Annotated in this window: 25 protein-coding genes; 12 read left to right on the forward strand and 13 right to left on the reverse strand. The window is 69.0% G+C overall.

Annotated elements, in window-relative coordinates:
• Positions 1-215 precede the first annotated feature (215 nt).
• From WKR98_RS05760 to WKR98_RS05775, 4 genes are all read right to left on the reverse strand, one after another.
• A complete protein-coding gene (locus tag WKR98_RS05760; RefSeq protein WP_124687236.1) occupies positions 216-1,022 on the reverse strand; it encodes an aspartate dehydrogenase in 807 nt (268 codons plus the stop codon).
• Positions 1,023-1,050: 28 nt separating this feature from the next.
• A complete protein-coding gene (locus WKR98_RS05765) occupies positions 1,051-1,851 on the reverse strand; it encodes an IclR family transcriptional regulator (protein ID WP_124687237.1) in 801 nt (266 codons plus the stop codon).
• 2 nt (positions 1,852-1,853) lie between these two features.
• Positions 1,854-2,747, reverse strand: coding sequence for an alpha/beta fold hydrolase (locus WKR98_RS05770; protein WP_341432345.1), 894 nt, complete (start codon positions 2,745-2,747; stop codon positions 1,854-1,856).
• 233 nt (positions 2,748-2,980) lie between these two features.
• Positions 2,981-3,517 (reverse strand): cupin domain-containing protein, encoded by a 537-nt coding sequence (locus tag WKR98_RS05775; protein WP_124687239.1) that lies wholly within the window; start codon positions 3,515-3,517, stop codon positions 2,981-2,983.
• Positions 3,518-3,943: 426 nt separating this feature from the next.
• Between WKR98_RS05775 and WKR98_RS05780 the strand changes: the two genes are divergently transcribed.
• Positions 3,944-5,380, forward strand: coding sequence for a DEAD/DEAH box helicase (locus WKR98_RS05780; protein ID WP_341433804.1), 1,437 nt, complete (start codon positions 3,944-3,946; stop codon positions 5,378-5,380).
• Positions 5,381-5,598: 218 nt separating this feature from the next.
• Positions 5,599-6,864: an FAD-dependent monooxygenase gene (locus WKR98_RS05785; RefSeq protein ID WP_341432346.1), complete on the forward strand. Its 1,266-nt coding sequence runs from the start codon at positions 5,599-5,601 to the stop codon at positions 6,862-6,864.
• On the opposite strand, the gene WKR98_RS05790 is transcribed toward WKR98_RS05785, so the two are convergent.
• The 5 genes from WKR98_RS05790 to WKR98_RS05810 all read right to left on the reverse strand — a co-directional run bounded on the left by WKR98_RS05790 (position 6,827) and on the right by WKR98_RS05810 (position 11,543).
• Complete coding sequence (locus WKR98_RS05790) at positions 6,827-7,354, reverse strand: AAA family ATPase (protein WP_124687241.1); 528 nt, start codon at positions 7,352-7,354, stop codon at positions 6,827-6,829. The two genes, WKR98_RS05785 and WKR98_RS05790, sit on opposite strands and share 38 nt — an antisense overlap.
• Positions 7,355-7,424: 70 nt before the next feature.
• A complete protein-coding gene (locus WKR98_RS05795; RefSeq protein WP_341432347.1) occupies positions 7,425-8,822 on the reverse strand; it encodes an amidase family protein in 1,398 nt (465 codons plus the stop codon).
• A 33-nt stretch (positions 8,823-8,855) separates the two neighbouring features.
• A complete protein-coding gene (locus WKR98_RS05800) occupies positions 8,856-9,908 on the reverse strand; it encodes a 2,5-dihydroxypyridine 5,6-dioxygenase (RefSeq protein WP_124687243.1) in 1,053 nt (350 codons plus the stop codon).
• Between the two features lie 25 nt (positions 9,909-9,933).
• On the reverse strand, positions 9,934-10,572 hold the full coding sequence (locus WKR98_RS05805; RefSeq protein WP_341432348.1) for a flavin reductase family protein: 639 nt from the start codon (positions 10,570-10,572) through the stop codon (positions 9,934-9,936).
• Positions 10,569-11,543, reverse strand: coding sequence for a Bug family tripartite tricarboxylate transporter substrate binding protein (locus tag WKR98_RS05810; RefSeq protein WP_130356426.1), 975 nt, complete (start codon positions 11,541-11,543; stop codon positions 10,569-10,571). Before WKR98_RS05810 ends, WKR98_RS05805 begins: the two co-directional genes overlap by 4 nt.
• A gap of 180 nt (positions 11,544-11,723) precedes the next feature.
• On the opposite strand from WKR98_RS05810, the gene WKR98_RS05815 reads away from it, so the two are divergent.
• The 10 genes from WKR98_RS05815 (at position 11,724) to WKR98_RS05860 (ending at position 21,643) form a co-directional block, all read left to right on the forward strand.
• Entirely contained in the window at positions 11,724-12,557 is an 834-nt protein-coding gene (locus WKR98_RS05815) for an IclR family transcriptional regulator (RefSeq protein WP_341432349.1), read from the forward strand.
• A gap of 116 nt (positions 12,558-12,673) precedes the next feature.
• The gene (locus tag WKR98_RS05820) at positions 12,674-13,777 is read left to right on the forward strand and encodes an amidohydrolase family protein (RefSeq protein ID WP_124687246.1); all 1,104 of its coding nucleotides are present in this window, start codon (positions 12,674-12,676) and stop codon (positions 13,775-13,777) included.
• 59 nt (positions 13,778-13,836) lie between these two features.
• Entirely contained in the window at positions 13,837-14,472 is a 636-nt protein-coding gene (locus tag WKR98_RS05825) for a nuclear transport factor 2 family protein (protein WP_124687247.1), read from the forward strand.
• A gap of 8 nt (positions 14,473-14,480) precedes the next feature.
• The gene (locus tag WKR98_RS05830) at positions 14,481-14,972 is read left to right on the forward strand and encodes a RidA family protein (RefSeq protein ID WP_341432350.1); all 492 of its coding nucleotides are present in this window, start codon (positions 14,481-14,483) and stop codon (positions 14,970-14,972) included.
• 69 nt (positions 14,973-15,041) lie between these two features.
• On the forward strand, positions 15,042-16,016 hold the full coding sequence (locus WKR98_RS05835; protein ID WP_124687248.1) for a LysR substrate-binding domain-containing protein: 975 nt from the start codon (positions 15,042-15,044) through the stop codon (positions 16,014-16,016).
• Positions 16,017-16,126: 110 nt separating this feature from the next.
• Positions 16,127-17,077: a Bug family tripartite tricarboxylate transporter substrate binding protein gene (locus tag WKR98_RS05840; protein WP_124687249.1), complete on the forward strand. Its 951-nt coding sequence runs from the start codon at positions 16,127-16,129 to the stop codon at positions 17,075-17,077.
• Positions 17,078-17,085: 8 nt separating this feature from the next.
• Positions 17,086-18,108 carry a Gfo/Idh/MocA family protein gene (locus WKR98_RS05845; protein WP_124687250.1) on the forward strand — a complete coding sequence of 341 codons (1,023 nt, stop codon included), beginning with the start codon at positions 17,086-17,088 and terminating at the stop codon, positions 18,106-18,108.
• Between the two features lie 35 nt (positions 18,109-18,143).
• Positions 18,144-18,872 (forward strand): SDR family oxidoreductase, encoded by a 729-nt coding sequence (locus WKR98_RS05850; RefSeq protein WP_341432351.1) that lies wholly within the window; start codon positions 18,144-18,146, stop codon positions 18,870-18,872.
• A gap of 129 nt (positions 18,873-19,001) precedes the next feature.
• Positions 19,002-20,642 (forward strand): FAD-dependent oxidoreductase, encoded by a 1,641-nt coding sequence (locus tag WKR98_RS05855; RefSeq protein WP_341432352.1) that lies wholly within the window; start codon positions 19,002-19,004, stop codon positions 20,640-20,642.
• Between the two features lie 20 nt (positions 20,643-20,662).
• Positions 20,663-21,643, forward strand: coding sequence for a Bug family tripartite tricarboxylate transporter substrate binding protein (locus tag WKR98_RS05860; RefSeq protein ID WP_124687253.1), 981 nt, complete (start codon positions 20,663-20,665; stop codon positions 21,641-21,643).
• Between the two features lie 31 nt (positions 21,644-21,674).
• Here WKR98_RS05860 and WKR98_RS05865 read toward each other — a convergent pair whose 3' ends face one another.
• Genes WKR98_RS05865 through WKR98_RS05880 form a run of 4 tightly spaced genes read right to left on the reverse strand, consistent with a single transcriptional unit; the run spans position 21,675 to position 25,178 of the window.
• A complete protein-coding gene (locus WKR98_RS05865; protein ID WP_124687254.1) occupies positions 21,675-22,184 on the reverse strand; it encodes a 3-hydroxyanthranilate 3,4-dioxygenase in 510 nt (169 codons plus the stop codon).
• 9 nt (positions 22,185-22,193) lie between these two features.
• On the reverse strand, positions 22,194-22,598 hold the full coding sequence (locus tag WKR98_RS05870) for a RidA family protein (RefSeq protein ID WP_124687255.1): 405 nt from the start codon (positions 22,596-22,598) through the stop codon (positions 22,194-22,196).
• On the reverse strand, positions 22,591-24,006 hold the full coding sequence (locus WKR98_RS05875) for an amidase (RefSeq protein ID WP_124687256.1): 1,416 nt from the start codon (positions 24,004-24,006) through the stop codon (positions 22,591-22,593). The genes WKR98_RS05870 and WKR98_RS05875 overlap by 8 nt, the downstream gene beginning before the upstream one ends.
• An 11-nt stretch (positions 24,007-24,017) precedes the next feature.
• A complete protein-coding gene (locus tag WKR98_RS05880; RefSeq protein ID WP_238160253.1) occupies positions 24,018-25,178 on the reverse strand; it encodes an ABC transporter substrate-binding protein in 1,161 nt (386 codons plus the stop codon).
• Positions 25,179-25,221 lie beyond the last annotated feature (43 nt).

Raw genomic sequence — 25,221 nt, forward strand, 5'->3', positions numbered from 1 at the left:
CCTTGAATAACCTGACCGAGCTCAGTCTTACGCCGAGTAATGAGCTTCAGACAGGGCGAGATGGATCTGCTCCTCCGACCCTCTCGCATATAGGCCTCGACAAGAAGAACACTGTTCTCCGTCTGCCTATTGTTACCCCAGGATGCGGTGGATCCGGCTTTGCCGGTCCACCCGCATCGCCCCCTGGGGGGCGCGCGTCAGCGCGTAGGGGGGGGTTATATGGCCACTGCATGCGCCTGATTGCCGATGGCGCGCACGACGCTATAGACAGTCAGGGCGGAAGTCTTGGGGTTGGCCGCGAGCGGCTTGCCCCGCATGGTGATCTCGAAGCTGCCGAAGGCGCCGCTGGCTTGCACGTTGTGCACGTTTTCCTTGCTGGTGGGATCGGCGATCAGGCGCACCTGGGTGCGGTCCAGGCCGAGGCCGGCCAGCGACAGCGTGGCGGCGACGTTGGCGTTCTTCGGGAACAGCCGCGCGGCTTCGCCGGCGGGGCCTTCGAAGATCACCGTGGGTTCGGTCAGCGCCTCGAGCTTGAACTGGCCATCGGCCGGCGTGTCCTTCCAGGCCAGGGCCGGCTTGCGGCCGGTGTAGACCACCGAATCCAGGCCGCCGATCCTGGCCGCGGCCAGCGCGTCGATGCCGCCGATGGCGCCGGACAGGAGCTGCACCTGGGTCTTGCCGCGCTTGGCCGCTTCTTCCAGCTGGCGCGCCAGTTCGACGTCGGACAGCGCGCCGATGGAGACGACCACGCAGGGGATGCCTTGTTCGAGCGCGGGCAGCACGTGCGCGCGCAGCGCGCCATGGCCGGCGCATTCGACCAGCAGGTCGGGGCGCTGGGCGACTTCGGCCAGGCCGGTCACGACCTGGGCCTGGGGAGCGATCGCGGCGACCTGCTCGCGGGCCTGGTCCAGCGTGTCGGGGGCGACGATGACGCTGTCGATCGACACGTCGGGATCGTTCTTCAGCAGCGACAGGACGGAGAGGCCGATGGCCCCCGACCCGATCATCGTGATTCGTAGCATGTTGGCTCCTGGGCGATGCGTTGCCCGGTCAATGGGATGGTGAATAGTTGAGCAGGCGCGACAGCTCGTCGGCGGTACCGCGCACCCGGCCGATCAGCTCGGACACGCGCGCTTGCTCGACGCGCGAGGACGGCAGTGCGGCGCCCAGCGCCGCGATCACGCGGCCGGTATGGTCGCGCACCGGCGTGGCGATGCTGGTGATGCTGGGTTCGTAGAAGCCGGCGCCCATGGCATAGCCGTTGGTCCGGTCCTGGGCCAGCAGGCCGTGCAGCGCCGTCAGCGTGGGCGGCGTGCTGGGCGAATAGACCTCCAGCTCCTCGTCGGGATAGAGTTCGCCCATTTCCTGGCGGTCCAGGTCGGTCAGCATCACGCGGCCGAGCACGGTGGCGTGCGCGGGCAGGCGCGTGCCCAGGTTGACCGCGCTGGGGAACAGCGTGGGCGCCGAGACCTTCGCGACGTAGACGATGGAGCGGCCGTCGCGCACCACCAGGTTGCAGGAATAGCCGATCTCGTCCCGCAGGCGCTGCAGCAGCGGCGATCCGAGTTCGGTCAGTTCCAGCGAGGCCAGGTATTCGAAGCCCAGGCTCAGCACGGCCATGCCCAGCCGGTAGTTGCGGCCGCCCTCGGTGCGCTCGATGAAACCCAGCGCTTCCAGCGTGGTCAGCAGCCGGAACACGGTGGAGCGGGGCAGGCCCATCTTGCGCGCGAACTCGGGCGCCGACAGCGTGCGGTTCTGGCGGCTGAAGTGGCTGAGCAGCCGCAGGCCGCGCTCCAGGCCCGGGACGATGTAGCGCTCCGGAATGTCTTCGCTGATGGCGGCGTCGTTCATGGTCAGCGGGGCGTGGCGCCGGCGGTGGCCGCGGCGTGCGCGCCTTCCAGGATGGCCGCGACCGCTTCGGGCCGCTCGATGTGGCAGGCGTGGCCGGCCACGGCGATGGAGCCGTAGGGGGCGCCGAACATCTCGGCGATGGCGCGGCAGTTGGTCGGGATCGTAACGGTGTCCTGGTCGCCGGAATGGACCTCGACCGGCACGGGCGCCGGCGCGTAGCCGGTCATGTCGGCGTTGCACAGCATCTCGATCGCCTGGCGGTAGCCGGCGGTATCCAGGCGCTCCATGTTCCAGCGCACCCAGGCCAGGGCCTCGGCGCTGGGTTCGGACGACAGCATCTTGGCGGGGCGCGTGCGCGCCATGCCGGCGATGCCGACCTGTTCCAGCGTGCGCAGCCGCTCGGCGCGCACCGCTTCCTGGCGCTCGGCCAGCGCCGGATTGCCGTAGCCGCGGGTGGGGCTCAGCAGCACCAGCCGCGCGACCCGCTGTTTGCCCAGGTCATGCGCATAGGCCGTGGCCATCAGCGTGCCGAGCGAATGGCCCACCAGCACGCAGCGTTCGATGCCCAGCGCATCGAGCATCTGGTGCAGCCGCTGTGCGTAGTCTCCGGCGCCCGGCGAGGCCGGCGCCAGCCGCGCCGAATTGCCGTAGCCCGGCGCGTCCCAGGCGATCACGCGCGCGCGTTCGGCCAACTTCAGCGCCGCATGCAGCCACGAGCCCGCGCCCGAGCCGATGCCATGCAACAGCACGATGGCCATGCCGTCCGCGCCCGGCGTGCCCGCCTCGCGATAACACTGCACGCCCCCGGCCGTCTGCACCGACTTCTCGGCGAAACGGCTATTGAGCAACTCCAGCGTTTCCGGCGACGGTTCCGGCGCCAACGTATCGGTCTGCATCGTCCTAAATTCCTTCTTGCGCCCGCGACCCCTTCGGCCACGAACACGAAAGCGCGGCATTGTATCCGTGAGTCAACCGCCCCGTTACTTGGGGAGGCTCATCCGGCTGCAAAGAGCGGCAAGCACGCCGCCCCTCGCCAGCCTGCTGTTACCCCAGGGCACAGCGGATCCGGCTTTGCCGGTCCGCCAGTGCCGCCCCTGGGGGCGCGCGTCAGCGCGTAGGGGGGGACCTGTTACCGCTTGATCTTCGCCAGCGGGTGCTCGGGCGGGTAGGTCGGCGTGATGGGCTTCTTGGCGCCCAGCATCACACACATCAGGGCGTCTTCGTCGCCGATGTTGATTTCCTCGCGGTACACGCCCGGGGGAACCGACACCAGGTCGCGATCAGTCAGGATGGTTTCGAAGCGCTCGCCGTCCTTCTCCAGGACCACCTTGAGCTTGCCGCGGATGACGAAGAAGATTTCCTCGACGTCGGTGTGCAGGTGCGGGGGGCCTTCGTGGCCGGCCGGGATCACCATGGTCGAGAACGTGAAGTGCTCGGAAGGCACGGTGTTCGAGTCGGCGGCGACGCCGGTGCCGCCCGTACCGACGTAGCGCATTTGCGCACGGCCGTACTTGGGATCGAAGTCGGCCTGGAACTTCAGGGCGTCCCAGTCGTACTTGCGGGTCGAGAACCGCGCGACGCGCGAGTTCATCCAGGTCTCGAAGTCAGCGCCTTCAGGGCGGTCCCAGCTGCGGGCGACTTGCTGTTGTTCGGACATATCCGTCATGGTGTACTCCTGCATGGGCGGCTAGGCGCCGCGAGAGCGGGTGAAGGCGGGTGCGGAAGGCGCCCGCCGCGGTGTGTTCGCTGTCACTGCCACGCGTTTTATATGTAAAACGCGGATTTAATAGTGAAACAAGCCTAAATATACGCCCTATTGGTGAAATCGTCACTAGGGTAAACACCAAGTCGCCATTCCCGGGTACAATCGCAGCCTGCGCCTGGCTCCAATCCGGGCGTGCATCCGGCCAGGCGCCACGCGCCTTGTCTCCCGGGGTCCACCCGGGCAGCCGTTTTCCGGCCGGCCTACCCCCAGTTACCACATACGTCAGCCTCGATTGGAGTCACTCAGCTTGAGCGACGGGCCGTCGCTGGAGTTGTCTTGATTACTTCCGATATTTCGTTTGCCGACCTTGGCCTGGCCGAGCCGCTGATGCGCGCCATCGCCGACGCCGGTTATACCCATCCTACCCCTATCCAGGCCCAGGCCATTCCCCAGGTGCTGAAGGGGGGCGACCTGCTGGCCGCCGCACAGACCGGCACCGGCAAGACTGCCGGCTTCACCCTGCCCCTGCTGCACCTGCTGTCGTCCAACCGCCCCGCGCAGATGCGTCCGGGCCGTCCGCGCTGCCTGATCCTGACGCCCACGCGCGAACTGACCGCACAGGTCGAGGAATCCGTACAGATCTACGGCAAGTACCTGCCGCTCAAGTCCATGGTGATGTTCGGCGGCGTCAACATCAATCCGCAGATCAGCGCGCTGAAGAAGCCGGTGGACATCCTGGTCGCGACCCCCGGCCGCCTGCTGGACCACGTGGGCCAGAAGACGCTGGACCTGTCCGGTGTCGAGATCCTGGTGCTGGACGAAGCCGACCGCATGCTGGACATGGGCTTCATCCGCGACATCCGCAAGATCCTCGCGCTGCTGCCGTCCAAGCGCCAGAACCTGTTGTTCTCGGCCACCTTCTCCGATGAGATCCGCGCCCTGGCCAAGGGCGTGCTGAACGATCCGGGCGAGGTCTCGGTCGCGCGGCGCAACACCGCCTCCGAACTGGTGCGCCAGTCGGTGCTGCTGGTGCAGAAGGAACAGAAGCGCGACCTGCTCAGCCACCTGGTGCGCAGCAATGGCTGGAAGCAGGTGCTGGTGTTCACGCGCACCAAGCACGGCGCCAACCGGCTGGCCGAGAAGCTGGTCAAGGACGGCGTTCCCGCCGCCGCCATCCATGGCAACAAGAGCCAGTCCGCGCGGACCAAGGCGCTGGCCGGTTTCAAGGACGGCTCGGTGGAAGTGCTGGTGGCGACCGACATCGCGGCGCGCGGCCTGGACATCGACCAGTTGCCGCAGGTGGTGAATTTCGAGTTGCCCAACGTGCCCGAGGACTACGTGCACCGCATCGGCCGGACCGGCCGCGCGGGCGCGACGGGCGCCGCGGTGTCGCTGGTCGACGGCGAGGAAGGCAAGCTGCTGGCCGACATCGAGAAGCTGATCAAGCGCAAGATCGACCGCGAGCCCCTGCCCGCCTTCACCGTGTCGGCGCCCGACCGCGACGAGCGGGCCGAGCGCCCGCCGCGTTCGCATGCGCCGCGCCAGGGCCAGGGACGCCAGGGCGCGCCGCGCGACGGCGGCCGTGGGCAGTCCGCCGGCCATGGTTCGGGTGGCCGCCAGCCGTCCGGCGGCGGCCGTGGACAGGGCGCCGCGCGCGGGCAGGGCCCGGCCAGCCGGGCGGCCTCGCCCCAGCCCAGCCAGGCCCGTCCGGCCCAGCCGCGCCACGCCGCGCCGGCTTCCCAGGGCGCGGCTCGCCCCGCCGGCGAAGCCCGCAACGGCGGCGCCCGCCGCCCCGCCCTCTTCACGCCCAAGACGCAGGGCTGAGTCCCCCACGCCCTCCGGATCGCTTGCGCGGTCCGGAGGGCGTGTACCGTCGTTTCTTCCCTCCCCTTCGTTTTCCACCCGTCCGCGTCCCGTACCCCGCACTTTGCGCGTTGACGCCGGATGGCTACGCTCGTACACTATTTGCGAAACTTAGTTTCGCAATGCGAACGTACTATGTCCAGCCATCCTCTCATGTCCTACAGCGAGAAACAGCACGCATGAAAGCGCCCCACGACCAACCGCGCATCCTGATCGCCGGCGCGGGCATAGGAGGGCTGACGGCGGCCCTGGCTCTCAGGAAACTGGGTTTTCGCCACATCGAGGTGCTGGAACAGACGGCGGTCCTGAAGGAGGTCGGCGCGGGCATCCAGCTCGGCCCCAATGCCGTCAAGGTCCTGCACGACCTGGACATCGCCCCGGCGCTGGAAGCCGTGGCGGTGGCGCCGCTGGCCACCCGGTCGCGCGACTGGGCCAGCGGCCGTACCATCCGCGATTTCCCGCTGGGGCCGGAGTGCGCGCAGCGCTACGGCGCGCCCTACTACCATGTGCACCGCGCCGATCTGCACAATGCCCTGATCGATGCGTACGGACGCGAGAACGTGCGGCTGGCGCAGCGCGTCAAGACGTATGCGCAGGACGCGGCGGGGGTGCGCGTGGTGCTGGAGTCGGGCGAGACCGTGGAAGGCGACGTGCTGGTCGGGGCCGACGGCGTGCATTCGGTCGTGCGCGGCCAGTTGCTGGAAGGACAGGATCCGCGCTTCACCGGGCTGCTCGCCTGGCGGGGCATGGCGGATGCGGATCGCGCGCGCCACCTGGGCATCGAGAAGAACGTCAACGCCTGGTGGGGACCGCACCGGCATTTCGTGAATTACTACGTGTCGGCGGGCCGGCGCATCAACTGGATCGGCATCGTGCCGGCGGGCCAGTGGCGGCTCGAATCGTGGTCGGCGCGCGGCGACAAGGCCGAGGTGCTGAAGGAGTTCGACGGCTGGCACCCCATCGTGCGCGGCCTGATCGAGGCCACCGACGACGTCTTCAAGTGGGCGCTGTATGACCGCGATCCCTGGCCTGTGTGGACCCGCGGCCGGGTGACGCTGCTGGGCGACGCGGCCCATCCCATGGTGCCCTTCCTGTCGCAGGGCGGCTCGCAAAGCATCGAGGACGGCCATGTGCTGGCGCTGTGCCTGGCCGGGCTGCCGCACGATCCGGCCGCGGCGCTCAAGGCCTACGAGGAGCTGCGCACCGCGCGCACGGCGCGCGTGCAACTGGGCTCGCGCGAGGCGGGCCGCATGTTCCACCAGACCGATCCGCTGAAGAAGTTCATGCGCAACCTGAAGTTCCGCTGGGCCGCGCTGACCAACAGCCAGGAGAAATGGCGCCGGGTCGACTGGCTGTACAGCTACGACTGCCAGGCGGCCGTGGCCGAGAAACTTGGCGCCGCGCCCGCTAGCGCGCCAGTTCCCACCGCCGGTAGCATCGCCTGATCGCCGCCGCCGACGGCAGCATCACCTTGGGCAGGTCGAGCCCCTCGACCATCTCCGCATAGAGCCGGCGGTTGCGCGGCGTGACCACGGCGATATGGTGGATCATCGCCCACTTGACGCTGTCGCGGCCGCCGTCCAGGGCGCCGCGACGGTCGCGCTCGAACCAGGTCCGGCGCAGGTAGCGCAGCAGGCTCAGCGGCGTGGAGATGTCCAGCAGGATCACGCCGGTCGCGCGCCGCAGGCGCTGCGGCATGCAGCTGGAATAGTTGCCGTCCATGACCCAGCGCTCGCCCGCGATGGCCGCGTCGTGCAGGGCGGTGAATTCCTGCGCGGGGCGGGGTTCCCAGTCGGTATGGGGCAGGTGGTAGAGCCGGTCGAGGTGGACCGGCTCCAGGCCGCGTTTACGGGCGATCGCCTCGGCCAGCGTGGACTTCCCGCTGTTGGAGGGCCCGACGATGCAGATGCGCGGCCCCAGGCTCGCAAGCTTCATGAAAAAGGTGTCCTTCACATCCAGGCACCTTTTTATTCGATGGCGCGCGCACTGGCCAGTCCGGCGGAGATCAGATCGGCGGGCGCGCCTCGAATCCCAGCACCGCTTCCAGCGCGTGCGCCGCTTGCAATACCTGGGCATCGTGGCCGCGCGGCGCGGCGATGTGCAGGCCCATGGGCAGGCCGGCGGCGGTCAGTCCCATCGGGATGCTGATGGCGGGCTGCTGCGTCAGGTTGAACAGCGAGGTGTAGGGCGTCCAGGCCCGCCGGTTGGGGAATTCCTCGAACTCCTTCGGATAGCTCAGATTCGCGTCGAAGGCGGGGGCCGCGACCGTGGGCGTCAGCAGCAGGTCGAAGCGCTGGTGGAAGGCGTGCAGGCGCCGCGCCAGGTCCTGGCAGCGCGCCTGCGCACCCATGTAGTCCTCCAGCGCCAGGCCGGCGCCGTCCTCCAGGATGCCGGCCATGACGGGTGACAGCAGCGCGCGCCGCTCCGCCGGCATGTGCTGCAGCGCGTACCGGTATCCCGCCTGCAGCAGGACCAGGTAGTCGTCGATGGGATTGTCGATGTCCGGATCGGCTTCTTCGACGATGGCGCCCAGGTCGGCCAGGCGTCGTCCCATCTGGCCGAAGGCCTGGGCGATCTCGGCGTCGACCCGGGGGGCGTAGCCCAGGGTCAGGCTGAGGGCGACGCGCTTGCCGCGCAGGCCCCGTTCGAGATCGGCGCCCAGGCCGTCGGGCCGCCAGGGCAGCGACATGGCGTCGCGCGGATCGGGCCGGGCGATGATATCCAGCACCGTGGCGGTGTCCCGTACGTTGCGGGCCAGCGGGCCGACGCAGGACAGGCCGCCGGCCACGTTGGGCGGATACATGGGCACCAGGCCGCCTGTGGCCTTGAAGCCGACCACGCCGGTCAGGGCCGCGGGAATGCGCAACGACCCGCCGGCGTCCGAGCCCAGCGCGAAGGGGCAGAAGCCGGCCGACACCGAGGCCGCGCCGCCGCCCGAGGACCCGCCGGCCTGCTTGGCCGTGTCCCAGGGATTGGTGGTGGCGCCGGTAAGCGGACTGATGGTGACCGGACCCGCGCCCAGTTCCGGCATGGTGGTCAGGCCCAGCAGCACCGCGCCGCCTTCCTGGCAGCGCAGCACCGCGGGCGCGGTGTCCGCCACGGGGTCGGCGGGCATCGCGCGCGAGCCGCGCCGGTGGGGCAGCCCGGCCACCATCAGGTTGTCCTTGGCGGTGAAGGGCACCCCGTCCAGCGGTCCGAGCGGCGCGCCGCGCTGCCAGCGCGACTCGCTGGCGCGGGCCGCCGCGCGGGCGCGGTCCTCGTCCAGGATCGTGAACGCGTTGATGCGCTCGTTCAGTGCGGCGATGCGGGCAAGCTGCGATTCGAGCGCCTCGACCGGAGAGATCTCCTTGCGTTCGAAGGCGTGGGCGAGCTGAGCAAGGGAAAGGAACGGCAGGTCTGACATGCTGGTGGGAATCCTGGGTTGGTCGATGGCGCGCTACTGCGGCCGTGCGCCGTCGACGCGCTGGTCGGGGGCCACGACGTCGCCGTCCACGACCATGGGTTGGCCGTCCACGTGGAACGAGCATTTGCGCATGGGGATGTCCAGGTGCGCCTTGGTGCGGCGGCTGCCGCCGGGGCCGGTGGAAAACAGGAAGTTGCCGTAGAACGACCGTGCTTCCATGCCTATGGTGGCGGCCTTGTCGTACAGCCCGAGCGAGGTCCAGCGGGCCTTGGGCTGCAGGCCCCAGCCCAGGTGGGACACCGCATAGGCGTCGGGGTCGTCGAAGCCGCTCAGGTAGGCGTCCAGGAACTCGGCGTCCAGTCCGCCCGAGATGCGCACGATGGCGCCGCGCTCGATCTCCAGTGTGATGGGCGTCTGCACGTAGTTCTTGAACGGCAGGATGATGTCGCCCGGGGCCAGCACCACCACGCCCTCGGCCGTGCCGTCGTCGGGCAGGCGGGCGACGAAGCCGCTGGGCCAGTGGTCCCAGCGGCCGGGGCTGTCCACGTAGCCGTATTCCGCGGTGATGGGATAGGCGCCGACGGAGGCCGTGAGCCGGGTGCCTGCCGCGGAAGTGACGGTGATGCGGCGCCCCTGCGCGTAGGCGTCGCGCGCGGCCAGTACGCGGCGCCGGTCGTCCGGCGAAGGCATGACGCGCGCGAGGACCTCCGGAGGCTCGTAGGCCAGCAGCATGCGGGTGCCGGACTCCAGCACCGCGCGCTGGCCCGGCGTGAACAGCAGGAACACGGTGTCGATGACCAGGTCGGCGGCCTTCATCGCGGCCAGCGCCATGGGGTCGTCGTCGATGGGCGAGGCGCCGCTGACCACGGTGGGATCGGTACCCACTTCGCAGGTATCCCAGTTGGGCGCGATGTCCAGCTTGACCACCCGCGCCTGCAGCGCGGCGGCGGCCCGGGCGGCGGCATCGACCACGCGCGGGTCGGAGTTCTGCGAGGTCAGGATCAGCACGTTCTCGCCGGGGGCCAGCTTCGAGAGCTGCAGGACGTCCGTCCAGCAGCGGGTCAGTTGCGAGGGACTCAGGGGCATGCGGCCTCCGGGATGCCGGGCGCGGTCATGGCCGCTGCCCGAAGCGATTGAACGAATCGTGTTCCAGGCTGAAGGCATCCCCCAGCCGGCAGTAGTCCCGGCCGGCCAGCCGTCCCACGCCGCGCAGCGCGGCCATGTCGATGCGGCCTTGTGCGCCGACCACGTCGGAATCCACGTGGATGGCGACCACCTCGCCCAGGACCAGGGTGTAGCTGCCGCGCGGCAGCGGCAGCGCCTGTGTCAGCGTGCATTCGAACCAGGCCTTGGACTCGGCCACGCAGGGCGGACGCACCCGCGAGGCGGGCGCGGGCGTCAGGCCCGAGGTCTGGAACTCGTCCACGCCGGATGGGTGCGCCTGGGCGCAGGCGTCCTGCTGTGGCGCGATGGTTTCGCCGACCAGGTTGACCACGAATTCCCCGGTGGCGAGGATATTGTTCAGCGTGTCCTTGGGACGGTCCCCGGCGTGGCGGCCGATCGAGATGCACAGGTAGGGCGGATCCGTGGACACGGCATTGAACCAGCTGAACGGAGCGAGGTTGGCCCGTCCGTCGCGGTCGACCGTGGACACCAGCGCGATGGGCCGGGGCACGACCAGCCCGGCCACCAGCTTGTACAGGCGCGCCGGGTCGGTCTGGTCGGGAAGGTAGCGGATCTTCGTGGTCACTCGGGTCGGATGTTGGCTTCGCGGATGACGGTCTTGAAGGTGGTCAGTTCGTCGTGGATGAGCCTGGCCGACTCCGCCGGCGACGCATAGCGGGTAATGATGGACTGGGCTAGCAGCGGTTCCTGCACCGCCTTGTCGGAGAAGACCTGCTTGAAGGCCCGGTCGAGTTTCTCGATGACGGGCGCGGGCGTGCCGGCGGGGGCCAGCGCGAACAGCTTGGCGCTGACATCGTAGCCCTTGAGGCCGGCCTCGGTCGCGGTCGGCACATTGGGCAGCAGGCTGATGCGCTCGGGCGAGGCGACGGCCAGCGCGCGCAGCTTCTGGTTGCGGATGTGGGGCAGCGTGGCCGCCAGGCTTTCTATGCTCATGTTCACCTGCCCGCCCACCAGGTCGAGCAGCGACGGCGAGATGCCCTTGTAGGGAACGTGCAGCAGGTCGACGCCCGCGGCGCGCTTGAACATTTCCCCGGCCAGGTGCTGTACCGAGCCGTTGCCGCTGGAGGCGAAGGTCAGCGCGCCCGGTTTGGCCTTGGCCAGCGCGACGAGCTCCTGGACGGAGGTGGCCTTGACGCCGGGATTGACCACGATCACGAATGGGATGCTGCCGAACACCGAGACCGGGGTGAAGCTTTTCTCCAGGTCGAAGGGCGCGGAGCGTTCGTACAGCGAGGCGTAGATCGCGTGGCTGGTCAGCGAACTCCACAGCAGGGTGTAGCCGTCGGGGTCGGCCTTGGCGACGGATTCCGCGCCTATGCTGCCGGTGGCGCCGGGGCGATTGACCACGACCACCTGCTGGCCGAGCTGCTTGGCCAGCATGGGGCCGGCCAGGCGCGCGGCCGCGTCCACACCGCCGCCCGGGGGCCAGGGCACGACCAGGGTGATGGGCCGTTCCGGCCATTCCGCATGGGCCCCCAGGCTGGTTGCCAGCGCGATGGCCCCGATGGCGGTTTTCAAGACTGCTTTGACGTTCATGCTCGACCCTTGATGATGGTGGCGAAGCCCCCGGCTCCCCTGCCGTGGGCGCTTGTACGACCCGGGCCGTGCGGCCCAGTCTCCTTGGTGGTTCGCAATGCGAAACTAAGTTTCGCAAACTTTTGGGGTATCCTACCCAACAACTTTTGCGCGTGTCAACGAAGTTTGCGAGCAGGTCGGATGAGAGGAACTTCCCAATCGAGGGCGATCAGCCCGGTGCCATTTGCCGAGCCGGATACCGACGAGGATCCGGGCAGGCAATTCGTGACCGCGCTGGCCCGGGGGCTGAACATCCTCAAGGCCTTCACCCAGGGCGACACGTCGCTGGGCAACCAGGAGCTGGCCGAGCGCACGGGGCTGACCAAGCCCACGGTATCGCGGCTGACCTATACCCTGACCCGCCTCGGCTACCTGGCCTGTTCGCCGCAGACCGGCCGCTACGAACTGGGCACCTCCGCGCTGGCGCTTGGATATTGGGCGATGGCCGGGTCCTACATCCGGCAGGTCGCCACGCCGTTGATGGAGCGGGTCTCCGAAGAATTGAACCTGTGCTGCGCCCTGGGATACCGGGACGAGGCCGATGCCGTCTATCTCGAACACACGCGCGGTTCCGGCGCGCTCATCATGAGCGTGCAATCCGGAACGCGCACGCCGCTGGTGACGACCGCCATGGGCCGCGCGCTGATCGCGGTCATGGACCGGCCCGAGCGCGACAAGCTGTTCGCCGCCGAGAAGGTGCGCCACGGCGCGCAGTGGCCCCGGATCCTGAAGGGCATCCAGGAGGGCCTGAAGGACTACCAGGCGCGCGGCTTCACGCTGTCCCTGGGCGACTGGGAAAAGGAAATCAACGCCGTGGGCGTGCCGCTGGAACTGAACGACGGCAACCCGCCCATGGCCCTGATCCTGGGCGGTTCTTCCTATGTGGTCGATCGCCAGCGGCTGGTCGAACACGTCGGCCCCCGGCTGGCCGAACTGGCCGCGCAGATACGCCATGGCCTGAAGTCGCGCGGCTGATTCCCGTCCTTCGCGGCCCCCGTTTTTGCTCATAGATCCATGATTATTTGCAATGCGACATGCGTGAAGTCGCGGCATAAGATGCGCCCGTCCATGACTGAACGAGGATCCGGGCAATGCCGTCTGACCGCAATGCAATCGCCGCGCCGCCGCTCGCGCAACCGGGCCGCAGGCGCGCGCTGAAGGGACTGGCGGGCTACGCCTCGCTGTGCGCCGGGTGCCTGGCGCTGCCGGGCCGGGCCGGCGCACAGGGCGCGGCCGCGCACCGCATCGATACGCACCATCACATCTTTCCGCCGGCCTACCTGGCGGCCGCGCGAGAAGGCGTCGTCGATTCGTCGCCCGGCGCGCCCACGGACATGTTCGACAAGTGGTCGCCGCGCAAGTCGCTGGACGACATGGACAAGCAGGGTGTGGCCACGGCCATCGTGTCGATCTCCACGCCGGGCGTGTTCTTCGGCGACGTGGCGCAGGGCCGGCGCCTGGCGCGCGAGTGCAACGAATACGGCGCGAAGATGATCGCCGACCATCCCGGCCGGTTCGGCATGTTCGCGGCCGTGCCGCTGCCCGACGTGGAAGGCAGCCTGCGCGAGATCGCCTACGCGCTGGACGAGCTCAAGCTCAACGGCGTGGGCCTGCTGACCAGCTACGGCGATCGCTGGGCCGGCGATCCGGCATTCTTCCCGGTGTTCGAGGAACTGAACCGGCGCAAGGCCACGGTCTATTTCCACCCCACGGCCGCCAACTGCTGCGGCAGCCTGGTGCCCGAGACCAAGGTATCGCTGGAGTACCCGACCGACACGACGCGCTGCGCGGCCAGCCTCTACATCAACGGCGTGCTGTCGCGCTGTCCGGACATCCGCTTCATCCTGTCGCACGGCGGCGGGTCGCTGCCCAGCTTCGCCAGCCGCATCGATGCGCTGTTCGCCGGATCGCCCACCGCGCCGCGCTGGCCGACCCGCGCCATGGACGAATTCCGGCGCCTGCACTACGACACGGCCGCCATCCTGAATCCGCCCGCGATGGCGGCGCTGCGCCAACTGGTGCCGGCCTCGCAGATCCTGATGGGCAGCGACTTCCCCTACCGCTCGGCGGGCCGCGCGGTCAAGGAGATCCGCGACCTCGGCATGTTCACCCAGACCGAGCTCGAGGCCGTCGAGCGCGGCAACGCGCTGCGCATCGTGCCCGGCCTGGCGACGGCCGGCCAGCGCGCCGGCTGAGGCTTACCCGTTCCCGGCCGGGGGCCGGGGACACCCTTCCCACCTGTCAGGAGAAACTCATGCAGCAAGCACCGAACGCGCCGCTGCGGCGCCAGCTTCTTACCGCCGGAGCGGGACTGGCGGCCGTGGTCGGCGCCGCCATGGGCAGCGCGCCGGCCCGCGCCGCGGCGCCGCCTTCGCAGGCCGAGGCGCTGGAACAATTGCTGAGCAAGCAGGCCATTTCCGAGGTGCTGTACCGCTATCCGCGCGGCCTGGACCTGCTGGACCGGGACATCCTGCTGTCGCTGGGCCATGCCAACGGCACCGTGCAGTTCGGCAAGATGCGCTTCGATCCCTGGGCCTCGTTCGTGGACTGGCTGCTGGAGGCGCACAAGCCCATGCTGTCCAACAACCATCGCATGACCAACATGCTGATCGAGGTGCGGGGTGACAAGGCGGTCAGCGAAACCACGGGAACGGCGACCCTGGTGGTGGCCGTGGAGAAAGATCGGATCGAGGAGCGCTGGATGCACTCGCGCTATCTGGATCGCTGGTCGCGCCGCAACGGCCGATGGGCCATCGACTCGCGCCAGTCGGTCACGGATTTCCGGCGTATCGAGGTCTTCCCCGCCTCCGAGCTGAAGACCCGATACAGCACGTTGGGGGATCGTCTGGGCAAGGACGATCCGTCATACAAGCTGTTCAATTTCCAATGAGCGCGTCCATGAACACTGTATCGAAGCTGGGAGCGGCGTGCGCGTTGTCGCTGTTGGCCTGGGGGGCCGTGCAGGCGGCCGACCACATGCCGCAGGGCGAACGCACGCAGGGCCGCTCGTACTCGCCCGCGGTCGTGACCGAAGGCGGGCGCATCGTCTGGCTGGCGGGCGAGACGGCCACCACCGACCTGCAGGGCCGCGACATCAAGGGCGACTTCGAGGCGCAGGCGCGCACGGTGTTCGCGCTGATCGACCAGACCTTGAAGCGCGCGGGCGGGAGCCTGAAGGACGTCGTCACCATGACGGTGCACATGACCGACGTGCGCAACGGCGCCACCTTTGCCAAGGTGCGCAGCGAGATGTTCCCCGACCGCCGCTTTCCGGCCAGCGCGCAGATCACGGTCTCGGCCCTGGCCGTGCCGGGCATGCAGATCGAGATCCAGGCCGTGGCGGTGCTGGCCGACAAGTGCTCGCCGGCCTCGCCCTGCCTGCCCAGGTAGCCGGCCGGGGCGGGCCGGGAGGAGGCATCCGATAGAATCGGATGCCTGCCTTCTCCGAGCGTTCCCGACATGCGTGCCAGGACCCCCCGTCGTGCCTCCGATCCGCTGGTGTCCGGCAGCGGACTGCCCGTGGACCTGCGGCGGATCAAGCTGCGCCACCTGGAATGCATGCTCGAGGTCATGCGCACGCACAGCTTGCGCGATGCGGCGCACGCGCTGCACGTGACGGAATCGGCGGCGTCCAAGACACTGCGCGAACTGGAGGCGGAACTGGGCGTGACGCTGTTCCAGCGGTCCAAGCTGGGCACGGTGCCGACGGAGGCTGGCGAGAAGTTCGCGCGCCATGCGGCAAGCGCGGTCGAGGCCCTGAGATGGGGCGCGGCCTCCGCCCGCGGCCTGGCGCCGGCGGGCGCGGCGCTTCGCATCGGCGCCATGCCGGTCGCGGCGGTGAGCTTGCTGCCGTCCGTCCTGCAACGCATGACCAGGCTGGTTCCCGGCTTGACGCTGGAGGTCGTGGCCGGCTCGAAGGCGATCCTGCTCAATCTGCTGCGCGAGGATGCCATCGATGCGGTGCTCGGCCGGCTGCCGCCCGCGGACGACATGCAGGGCCTCTTCTTCGAGCAGTTGCTGCTGGACCGATACATCGCCGTGGTCCGTCCCGGCCATCCTCTGTCCGGACGCCACGGCCTGAGGCTCGCGGACATCGTTTCCTATCCGCTGGTCCTGCCTCCGCCCGAGACCGTCACCTGGTCCGAGATCCAGCGCTTGTTCGTGTCGCAGGGATTGCAGATGAACGAGACACGCATCGAGACGATCTATCTCGAGCTGAGCCGGGCCTGCACACAGACGAGCGACGCCGTCTGGTTCGCGTCGACCCGGCACGTGAAACCGGACCTCGAGCATGGGCTGTTGGACCAGTTGTCGGTCGATTGCTCCATGCTGGAGGCCCCGCTGGGCATCATCGCAAGGCAGGCCACGGGCCGGCATGCGCTCAGGGACCAATTGCTGGAGATGATCCGGCAAGACGTGCTCGGCCCAACTTGACTTTCCATTCCGCTCAACTGAAACGCCGAAAAGTCGTTTTACCCCGCGATATCTCGCCAGTAATCTTCAAGCCAAATCGGACCGCAGTCGGTCCGCCCATTGGAGACACCATGAAGAAGATTCTGTCGAGCGCCGTGTTCGCGGCCTCCGCGCTGGTCGCGTTTTCATCAACGGCTGCGACGATCCAGGCCATCGTGCCGTTTCCCGCCGGGGGGCCCCTGGACCTGGTTGCCCGCATCGTGACGGCGCAGATGCAGCAGACGTCGGGCGATGTGTTCGTGGTCGACAACCGCGGTGGCGCCAACGGCATGATAGGCGCCCGGGCGGCCGCCGGTGGCGCCGTGAACGGTTCCAGCCTGTTGTTTGCCGATGGCGCGATGGTCACGGTCAATCCGCGCCTCTACCCCCGTGATCCGGCGTTCGACGCGGAGCGGGATCTCAAGGTGGTCGCCGCCGTGGCGTTCCAGCCGGCGGTACTGGTGGTGAATACGTCCGTGCCGGTGAAAAGCCTGAAGGACTTCATCGCCTATGCCAAGGACAAGCGGCTGGACTATGCGTCGGGCGGCCTGGGATCGCAGGGACACCTGACGATGGCCGCCTTTGCCGGCGCCGCGGGCCTGGACATGACGCATGTGCCCTACAAGGGAGGCGCGCCGGCCATGAACGATCTCGTCGGCGGCCAGGTCCCGGCGGCATTCGTCGGCGTGGCCGGTGCGATGGGGTTCATCAAGAGCGGCAGGCTGAAGGCGCTGGCCGTTTCGGGGGATCAGCGCATTCCCGCCATGCCCGACGTGCCGACCGTGAGCGAAGCGGGGCTGCCGGGCTTCGTGATGCAAGGGGCGTACTTCGTGATGGTGCCGTCCAAGACCCCCGATGCCGTGGTGAAGACTCTCGAGCAGCGGGTGTTGGCCGCCGCGTCGGACAAGCAGGCGCAGCAGAAGCTGCGCGATCTGGGACTGGATGCGAAAACCATGGACCGGGCGGCCTCCGAGCGCTGGCTGGCGACCGAACGCCAGCGCATGGGCAAGCTGATTGCCGATCACGGCATCAAGGCGGAATAGGACCCGGCATGGCGGCGCATCGCGTTGCATTGATCGCCCCCAGCCACTGGCACTATCCGTTGTATCGTCCGGCCTTTCTCGGGGCGGACATCCGGATAGCGGGAGTCTGGGATCCTTCCGCGCCGCTGGCCCGGCAAGTCGCGGCGGAGTTCGACGCGCCGGTATTCGCCACCGTGGACGAACTGCTGAACCGATCGGACGCCGGGTTCGCGTTTGCCTTCGGCGTGCATGCGGACATGCCGGCCATTGCCGGCCGGTTGATCGACCGGGGCATGCCTTTTTCGATCGAGAAACCCGCGGGCCTGCACGGCGACCACATCGCCGGCATTCGCCGCGCGGCCCGGCGCGCGGGCGTGTTCGTTTCGATTCCGTTCCATTACCGGCTGAGCGCGCTGGCCCGAGCGCTGTCGGGGACGACGGCGCTGCCATCGCCGGATTTTCTCCACGTGCAATGTTCCGTCCATGCCGGCTCGCCGCTGCGCTTCGCCGACTCGTCGCCATGGCTGATCGAGCCCGGGCGTGCCGGCGGTGGATGCCTGATGAACCTGGGCCATCACCCCATCGACCTGCTGTCGTGGATGACGGGCGCCGACGTGGTGTCCGTGCAGGCCACGCTGTCGAACAAGGCATTGCGGCTGGCCGTCGAGGATCATGCCTTGCTGTCGCTGGTGCTGGCGGACGGCACGGTGGCGTCCCTGGAGACCTCGTATCGGCAGCCCGCGCGCGCGGCGGACTACATGGACTTCCATGTCGCGCTTGCCCATCGCGCGTTCACCGCGAAGCGGGATGGGGAGCGCCTGGCGTTCCTGGATACCGCGTCGGGCGATGCGCGGCACGTCGATGGCGGGTGGAGGTTCAAGGACTATTTCGCCGACTACGTCCGTACGACCTTGTCCCGCGTGGAGGCCGGCGCGCCGCCCGTCGCGGGGCTGGAAGACCTGGAAAGGACCCAGCGCGTCATCGATGCGGCCTATCTGTCCGCCAGGACGGGACGGTCCACGGTGCCGCAACGGGTGAGTTCTATCGATTGAATGGAGCGGCGGCACGAGGGGCCGCCGATATGCATATGAATCAAGCATCGACGGTCAGTCTCGTCACCGGCGCGAGCGGCGCCATCGGGGGCGCCATCGCGCGGCGCCTGGCCGCGCTCGGGCACGAGGTCATCAATCTTTCCCTGGAACCGCCCGCCCAGGATCTCCCCGCCATTAGCTATTGCGCCGACCTGACCGACCAGGCCGCGACGGCGCGTGCCCTGGAGACGATCGTCGCCCGGCACCGCGTGCGCAACCTGGTCAACAACGCGGGCTTCACGTACGTTCCCCGTCTGGAAGACCTGGACCTGGACCGGGCGCGGTCCATGTTCGAGATACATGATCGCGCGTCGCTGCAGTGCATGCAGGCGCTGGTGCCCGGCATGCGGGCCCTGGGCGGAGGCCGGATCGTCAGCATCGGCAGCCGCATGATGCTGGGGCGGCCCGGCCGCGCGGTCTATGGCATGGTCAAGGCCGGATTGCTGGGCATGACGCGCAGCCTGGCCCTGGAGCTGGCCCGGGATGGCATCACGGTCAACATGGTGAGCCCCGGGCCGATCGAGACCGAGTTGTTTCGTGCCAACCATCCGCCCGGCGCGCCGCAGACCGAGGCCGTCCTGGCCGGCTTGCCCGTCGGCCGGATCGGCAAGCCGGACGACGTGGCCCACGCGGTGTTGTTCTTCCTGGCAGCGGAGTCCGGATTCGTGACGGGACAGAACCTGTTCGTGTGCGGCGGAGGAAGCGTCGGGACCGCCGTCTTCTGACGCCAAGTCGTTTCCATCAGGCAGAAATCCCGGCTCCGGACCGGGGCCCGAGGCATATAGTCCCCCACATATCGCTTCTTCCATTCTCCGGAACGAGGCGGCTGACCACCATAGAGGGGACATCTGGAAATGACACAGGCGGACGACATTCCGGTGCTGATCGTCGGCGCCGGCCCGGTCGGGCTGGGATTGGCGCTGGACCTATCCTGGCGCGGCATTCCGTGCACGATACTGGAACAGCGAGACGGCTCCATCAGTACGCCCAAGCTGGGCGCCGTGAGCGTCAGGACCATGGAATTCTGCCGCCGCTGGGGCATCGCGCAGCGCGTGCGCGAGACGCCGTTCAACCCCGACTACCAGCTGGACATGGTGTTCTGCACCAGCATGACGGGCCACTTCCTGGCCCGCCACGAGTATCCCAGCCTGCGCGACGACGCGCCGCCCGACGAGAGCCCGGAGAAGAAGTGGCGCTGTCCGCAACTGTGGTTCGACCCGCTGCTGACCCGCTGCGCGACCGAATATCCATCGCTGGACCTGCGCTACTGGCATCGGCTGGAAGGCTTCGAGCAGGACGCCGACGGCGTCCGGGCCGACGTGATCGACCTGAAGACCGAACGGCGCACGAAGCTGCGCGCGCGCTACCTGGTGGCCTGCGACGGCGCGGGCAGCCACGTCCGGCGCGCGCTGGGCATAGACATGGCGGGCACGCGGGCGCTGGACCACTCGGCGGCGCTGTTCTTCCGTTCGCCGGCCCTGACCCGCAGCCATGACAAGGGCGAGGCGGAGCGCTATCTGTTCTTCGGCGCCGAGGGCTTCTGGGGCAACATCAGCGCCATGGACGGCCGCGAGCTGTGGCGCATGACGGTGGTCAGCAACGAGGCGCAGGTCGAGCAGGTCTGCCGCGATGCCGAGGCCTGGGTGCGCCGGGGCATCGGCCGCGACGACGTGCCGTTCGAGGTGATCTCGGCCCTGCCGTGGCGCCGCAGCCAGTTGACCGCGACGCGCTACGGCGACCGCCGCGTGCTGATCGCCGGCGATGCCGCGCACACCATGTCGCCCACGGGCGGCTTCGGCATGAACACCGGCATGGGCGATGTCGTGGACCTGGGCTGGAAGCTGGAGGCCATGCTGCGCGGCTGGGGCGGTCCGCGCCTGCTGGACAGCTACGAGGTCGAGCGCCAGCCGGTGGGCGTGCGCAACGTCAATGCGTCCGCGCACAACTATTTCGCGCTGAAGTCGGTCGAGGACGCCTCGGAACTGATGGAGGACTCCCCGCGCGGCGCGGCGCAGCGCGCGCAGGTCGGCGCCGCCATCGCCCAGGCCACGCACACCGAGTGGGAGACGCTGGGCATCCACCTGGGCTACCGCTACGAGGATTCGCCCATCTGCGTGCCGGACGGCACGTCCGCGCCGCCGGACCATCCGCGCTACTACACGCCCACCACCCGGCCGGGGCACCGCGTGCCCCATGCCTGGCTGGATGACGGCCGTTCCACGCTCGATCTGTTCGGCCGGGGCTTCGTGCTGGTGCGCCTGGGCGCGGAACCGCCCGACGCCGCGCCGCTGGTCGAAGCGGCGAGCCGGCGCGGGGTGCCGCTCACGGTCGTGGACATCGCCTCGCCCCGGGTAGCCGCGTTGTACGAGCGCCGGCTGGTGCTGGTGCGGCCCGATGGCCATTGCGCCTGGCGCGGCGACAGCGCGCCGGCCGATGCGGATGCCGTGATCGATGTCGTGCGCGGTGCCGCCCCGCGTGCCGACGCATCCCGATAAGCGCGGAAGGAGACATGCTCATGAATGGAAAGCCGATCCGGCGCCTTGCGCCGTGGATGTTTGCCGCCGTCGGGGTATTGGCGGGCGCGCAGGCGTGGGCCGTCTATCCCGATCGCCCCGTGCGGTTGATCGTGCCGTTTCCGCCCGGGGGCGCCAGCGACCAGGTGGGGCGGGCGGTGGCCCAGTATCTCGGGCAGAGATTGGGGCAGACCGTGGTGGTGGAAAACCGCGGCGGAGCGGGTGGAGCGATAGGCGTGGCCGCCGCCGCGCAGGCCGCGCCCGACGGCTACACCCTGCTGCTGGGCACGGCCGAGTCCTTCGGCATCGCCGAGAACCTGACGCCGGGCCAAAGCACGCCCGCCGTCCGCGATTTCACGCCCATCGCGCTGGTCACGCGGATTCCCTCGGTGTTCGTGGTCAACCCCCAGGTGCAGGCCAGGACCCTGATGGAGTTCGTGAAGCTGGCGAGGTCCCAGCCGGGGCGCTACCACTTCGGTTCGCCGGGCACGGGCACCAACGTCCACCTGATCGGCGAGATGTTCAAGGCCCGGTTCGGCCTGGACATCGTGCACGTGCCCTACAAGGGCGGCAGCCCGGCGGTGACCGATCTCCTGGGCGGACAGATCGAGATGATGCCTTCGGCCGTGGCGGCGGTCGCGCCGCGGATCAAGGACGGATCCCTGCGCGCGCTGGCGGTGACCAGCGCCGAGCGCTCGCCCATGCTGCCCGAAGTGCCGACCATGGCCGAGGCCGGCGTGCCCGATTTCGTCGCCGGCGGCTGGTTCGGCGTGCTGGCCCGCGCCGGCACGCCGCCGGAGGCGGTGGCCCGGCTCGAACGCGAACTGGAGGCGGTGACCCGGATGCCCGAGTTCAAGGAGCGCATGGCCGGGATAGGCGGCGAAGGCAAGGCGCTGACCGGGCCCGCATTCGGCGATTTCATCACCGCCGAGACTGCGCGCTGGCGCGACATCATCAAGACGGCGGGCGTCAAGCCTGATTGACGATGCAGGCGGGCTGGGCCTTGCCCCGGCGCTAGGGCGGGGGCATCACCGTCCCGCAGGACTTGCAGGTGCGGAATTCCTCGCTGTCGAAGAAGCGCTGGTAGGCCTTGGACACGGGGTCGGCCTTGTAGTCCGCGACGTGGCAGGATTCCTCGTGCAGCAGCGTATCGCAGCTGGGGCAGAACCACTGGAAGCGGTCGATCTCCTCCGGCTTGCGCTTGCGTTCCTGTACCAGCAGGTAGGCGTCGGGCGGGAAGCGCGGCGAATGCGGGATGCCCGCCGGCGTGTAGATGACCGACCCCTGCGGCAGCACGGCGATCTCTTCCTTGCCGTCGGGCGTGCGGTAGTGCAGCTTCATCTCGCCCTTGACCATGTACATCATCTCGTCGCTGGGATTGATGTGGAACTCGCTGCGGTATTCGCGTCCGCGGGCCAGGAACACGAGGGACTCGGGTTCCTGCCAGAGCACGGCCACCCGCTTGCCGCTGGCGGCCAGCTCGTCGCCCTGTTTCATCAGGTCGACGATGGGCATCTTGAACATAGGGCCTCCTCAGCCGAAATAGGCGACGCAGTCGATTTCGACGCGTACGCCCGGGCGGTGCGGCGTGCCGCCTATGCAGGTGCGGGTGACTTTCTCGCCGCCCATGAAGGCGCGGAATTCCTCGTTGAACGCGGGGAAGTCCGCCACGTCGCGCAGGCACACCCGCATGTTGATGATGTTGGCCGCGGTGGCGCCGCCCGCCTCCAGCACCGCCATCAGGTTCTGCAAGGTGCGCCGCGTCTGCTCGCGGATGTCGTCGGACACCACTTCCTTGGAAACCGGGTCCAGGGGGCCCTGGCCCGATACGTAAAGGAAGTCGCCCGCCCGGATGCCCTGGGCCAGCGGCGAGGGCGTGCTCTTGTCGGTGAACCCGGTGACGGGGGCCTGCGCGGACTGCACGATTATCTTAGGCATGTTCGGACTCCTGGAAAAGATGGGTGGACTCCAGCGTTTGCGCGAAGTCGAGCACATCGTCGTCGCGATACTTGCGGCCGACGATCTGCAGGCCGACGGGCAGGCCGTCGGCGTCGGTGGCCAGCGGCATGGACAGGGCCGGCTGCTGGGTCAGGTTGAACGGGAAGGTATAGGGGTTCGCCAGTTGCCAGTTGAAGGTCTGGCGGATGCGGTCGCGCAGGGGATGGCCGTCGGCGCACAGCGCGCCCACCCGCGGCGCGCCGGCCGGGCTGGCGGGAGTCAGCAGCAGGTCGACGTCGGCGAAGGCCAGCGTGAGCTGGGTCGTGGCGTCGCGCAACTGGGTCCGCGCCCGGGCCAGGCGCTCGGCGCCGTGCGTACCGCCGCGTTCGCACAGCTGTTGCAGGCGCGGGTCGAGCAAGGCGCGCTGGGCGGGCGTGGCATCGACGAAGGACTCGTACAGGCGGTTCTCCCACAGGGCCCAGGCGTTCTCGGCCAGCGACATCCAGTCCATGCGCAGGCGCACGACCGAATGCCCCTTGCGGCCCAACCGCTGGGCCAGTTCCTCGATGGCCGTCTCGACCCGGGGATCGAGCCCGGTATCGGGACCGGCGTCGGTCAGGTAGCCGATGGCGGGCCGGCGCGGCGGCAGGTCCTGCGCCCGCGCATACAGCGAATGGGGGTCCAGGGGATGGGGCCGGCCCATGACTTGCAGCGCCAGCCGGCAATCGGTCACGGTACGGGCGATGGGGCCCAGATGCGCGTACTCGGCGAAGGCGCTCAGGCGCGGTCCCGATGGAACGGCGCCGAAAGTGGGCTTGAGCCCAACCAGCCCGCAGTACGAGGCGGGGATGCGGATCGAGCCCCCGGCGTCGCTGCCCAGCGCCAGCGGCCCCCAGCCCTTGGCCACGTGCGCCGCCGCGCCCATGCTCGAGCCGCCCGCGCTGCGGTCCGGTGCCAGCGGGTTGCGCGTGATGCCGGTGTAGGGCGATTCGGAATCGGCCAGCCAGCCGAACTCGGTCGTGGTGGTCTTGCCGAACAGCACCGCTCCGCCCTGGCGCAGCAGCGCCACGCTGGGCGCGTCCGCGGCGGCGGGCGGCGCGCCGGCCGTGATGGCCGAGCCGCGCCGCGTGGGCCAGCCGGCCACGTCGACCAGGTCCTTGATCGACACGGGCACGCCGTCCAGCGGGCCGATGGGCGTGCCGCCGCGCCAGCGCCGGGCCGAAGCCTCGGCGGCTTGAAGGGCGGCGTCGCGGTCCAGCACGCAGAAGGCGTTCAGGTCCCGGGCATCGTCGGCCACCGCGTCCATCAGCGCCGTGGCCAGCTCGAGCGGCGACAGCGCGCGGGCGCGGTAGGCCTCGTGCAGTTCGGCCGCCGTCTTCGACAGCCAGGCGGAGTCCGCTGCGGACATGGATGCGTCTCCTAGCGGGGCTCGATGGTCTCGAACTCGACGTTGGCCAGCCGGCCGTCGACCCGCTGGACCTTGCGCATGTAGACGCGCTGCTTGATGTCGCGCGTGGCGGCGTCGATCTCGATCGGGCCGCGCGGGCTTTCCAGCTTCACGCCCTTCATCGCGGCGATCAGCGCGTCGCCGTCGGTCTTGCCCTGGGTCTTGCGCAGCGCCTCGTAGATCAGGGCCATGCCGTCGTAGCCGGCCACCGCCATGATGTTGGGACGGGCCTGCTGGCCGCGCGCGGCCTTGAAGGCCTGCACGAACTTCTTGTTCAGCGGCGAATCGTGGTCCATGGAGTACGGGTAGCCGGTGACCACGCCCAGCGGCGTGTCGCCCATCGAATCGATGGTGGGCTCGTCGGTGATGTCGCCCGTGCCCACCATGGCGGTGCCGCCCTCGGCCAGGTTGCGGGCGCGGTACTCGCGCATGAAGGACTGGGCGACGTCGGCCCCGTTCACGAAGGCGAAGACGGCCGAGGGCTTCAGATCCTTGATCTTCTGCATGTAGGCCGAGAAGTCCATGGTGCTGAGCGGCGTGCGCACCGAACCCACCACCGTGCCGCCGGCCTTCTTGTACGAATCCATGAAGGCCGCCTCGACTTCATGGCCGGGCGAGTAGTCCGCCACCATCGAATACGTGGTCTTGTACCCCTGCTTGATCATCCATTGCGAGATGGGCGGCACGATGGCCGGCAGCGAGAACGAGGTGCGCACGATGTAGGGCGAGGTGGACGGCAGGCTGCCCGAGGCGGCGTTCATGATGATCATGGGTTTCCTGGCCTCGGTGGCCAGGGGCGCCACCGCCAGCGCGTTGGGCGAGAAGGCGAAGCCGGCGATGAAGTCCACCTTGTCGCGCACCACCAGTTCCTGCGCGTGGCGCTTGGACAGCTCGGGGTTGGGGCCGCCCACGTCCTTGACGATGACCACGATCTTCTTGCCGGCCACGGTGTCGCCGTGCTCTTTCAGGTAGAGCTGCACGCCCGTTTCCATCTGCTTGCCGAATTCCGCGAACGGACCCGACATCTCGCCGATGAAGCCCACCTTCACGACGCCCTGCGCCTGCGCGCAGGCGGCCGCCATCAACGCGCCCGCGGCCAGCCCGCAGCGCAATCCCGTCTTTCTGGTTTTCACGATAAGACTCCTAGACCATGAACTCAAACACGTGCCTCTGACA

The organism is Pigmentiphaga sp. YJ18, from assembly GCF_038066655.1.
GTDB lineage: Bacteria > Pseudomonadota > Gammaproteobacteria > Burkholderiales > Burkholderiaceae_B > Pigmentiphaga.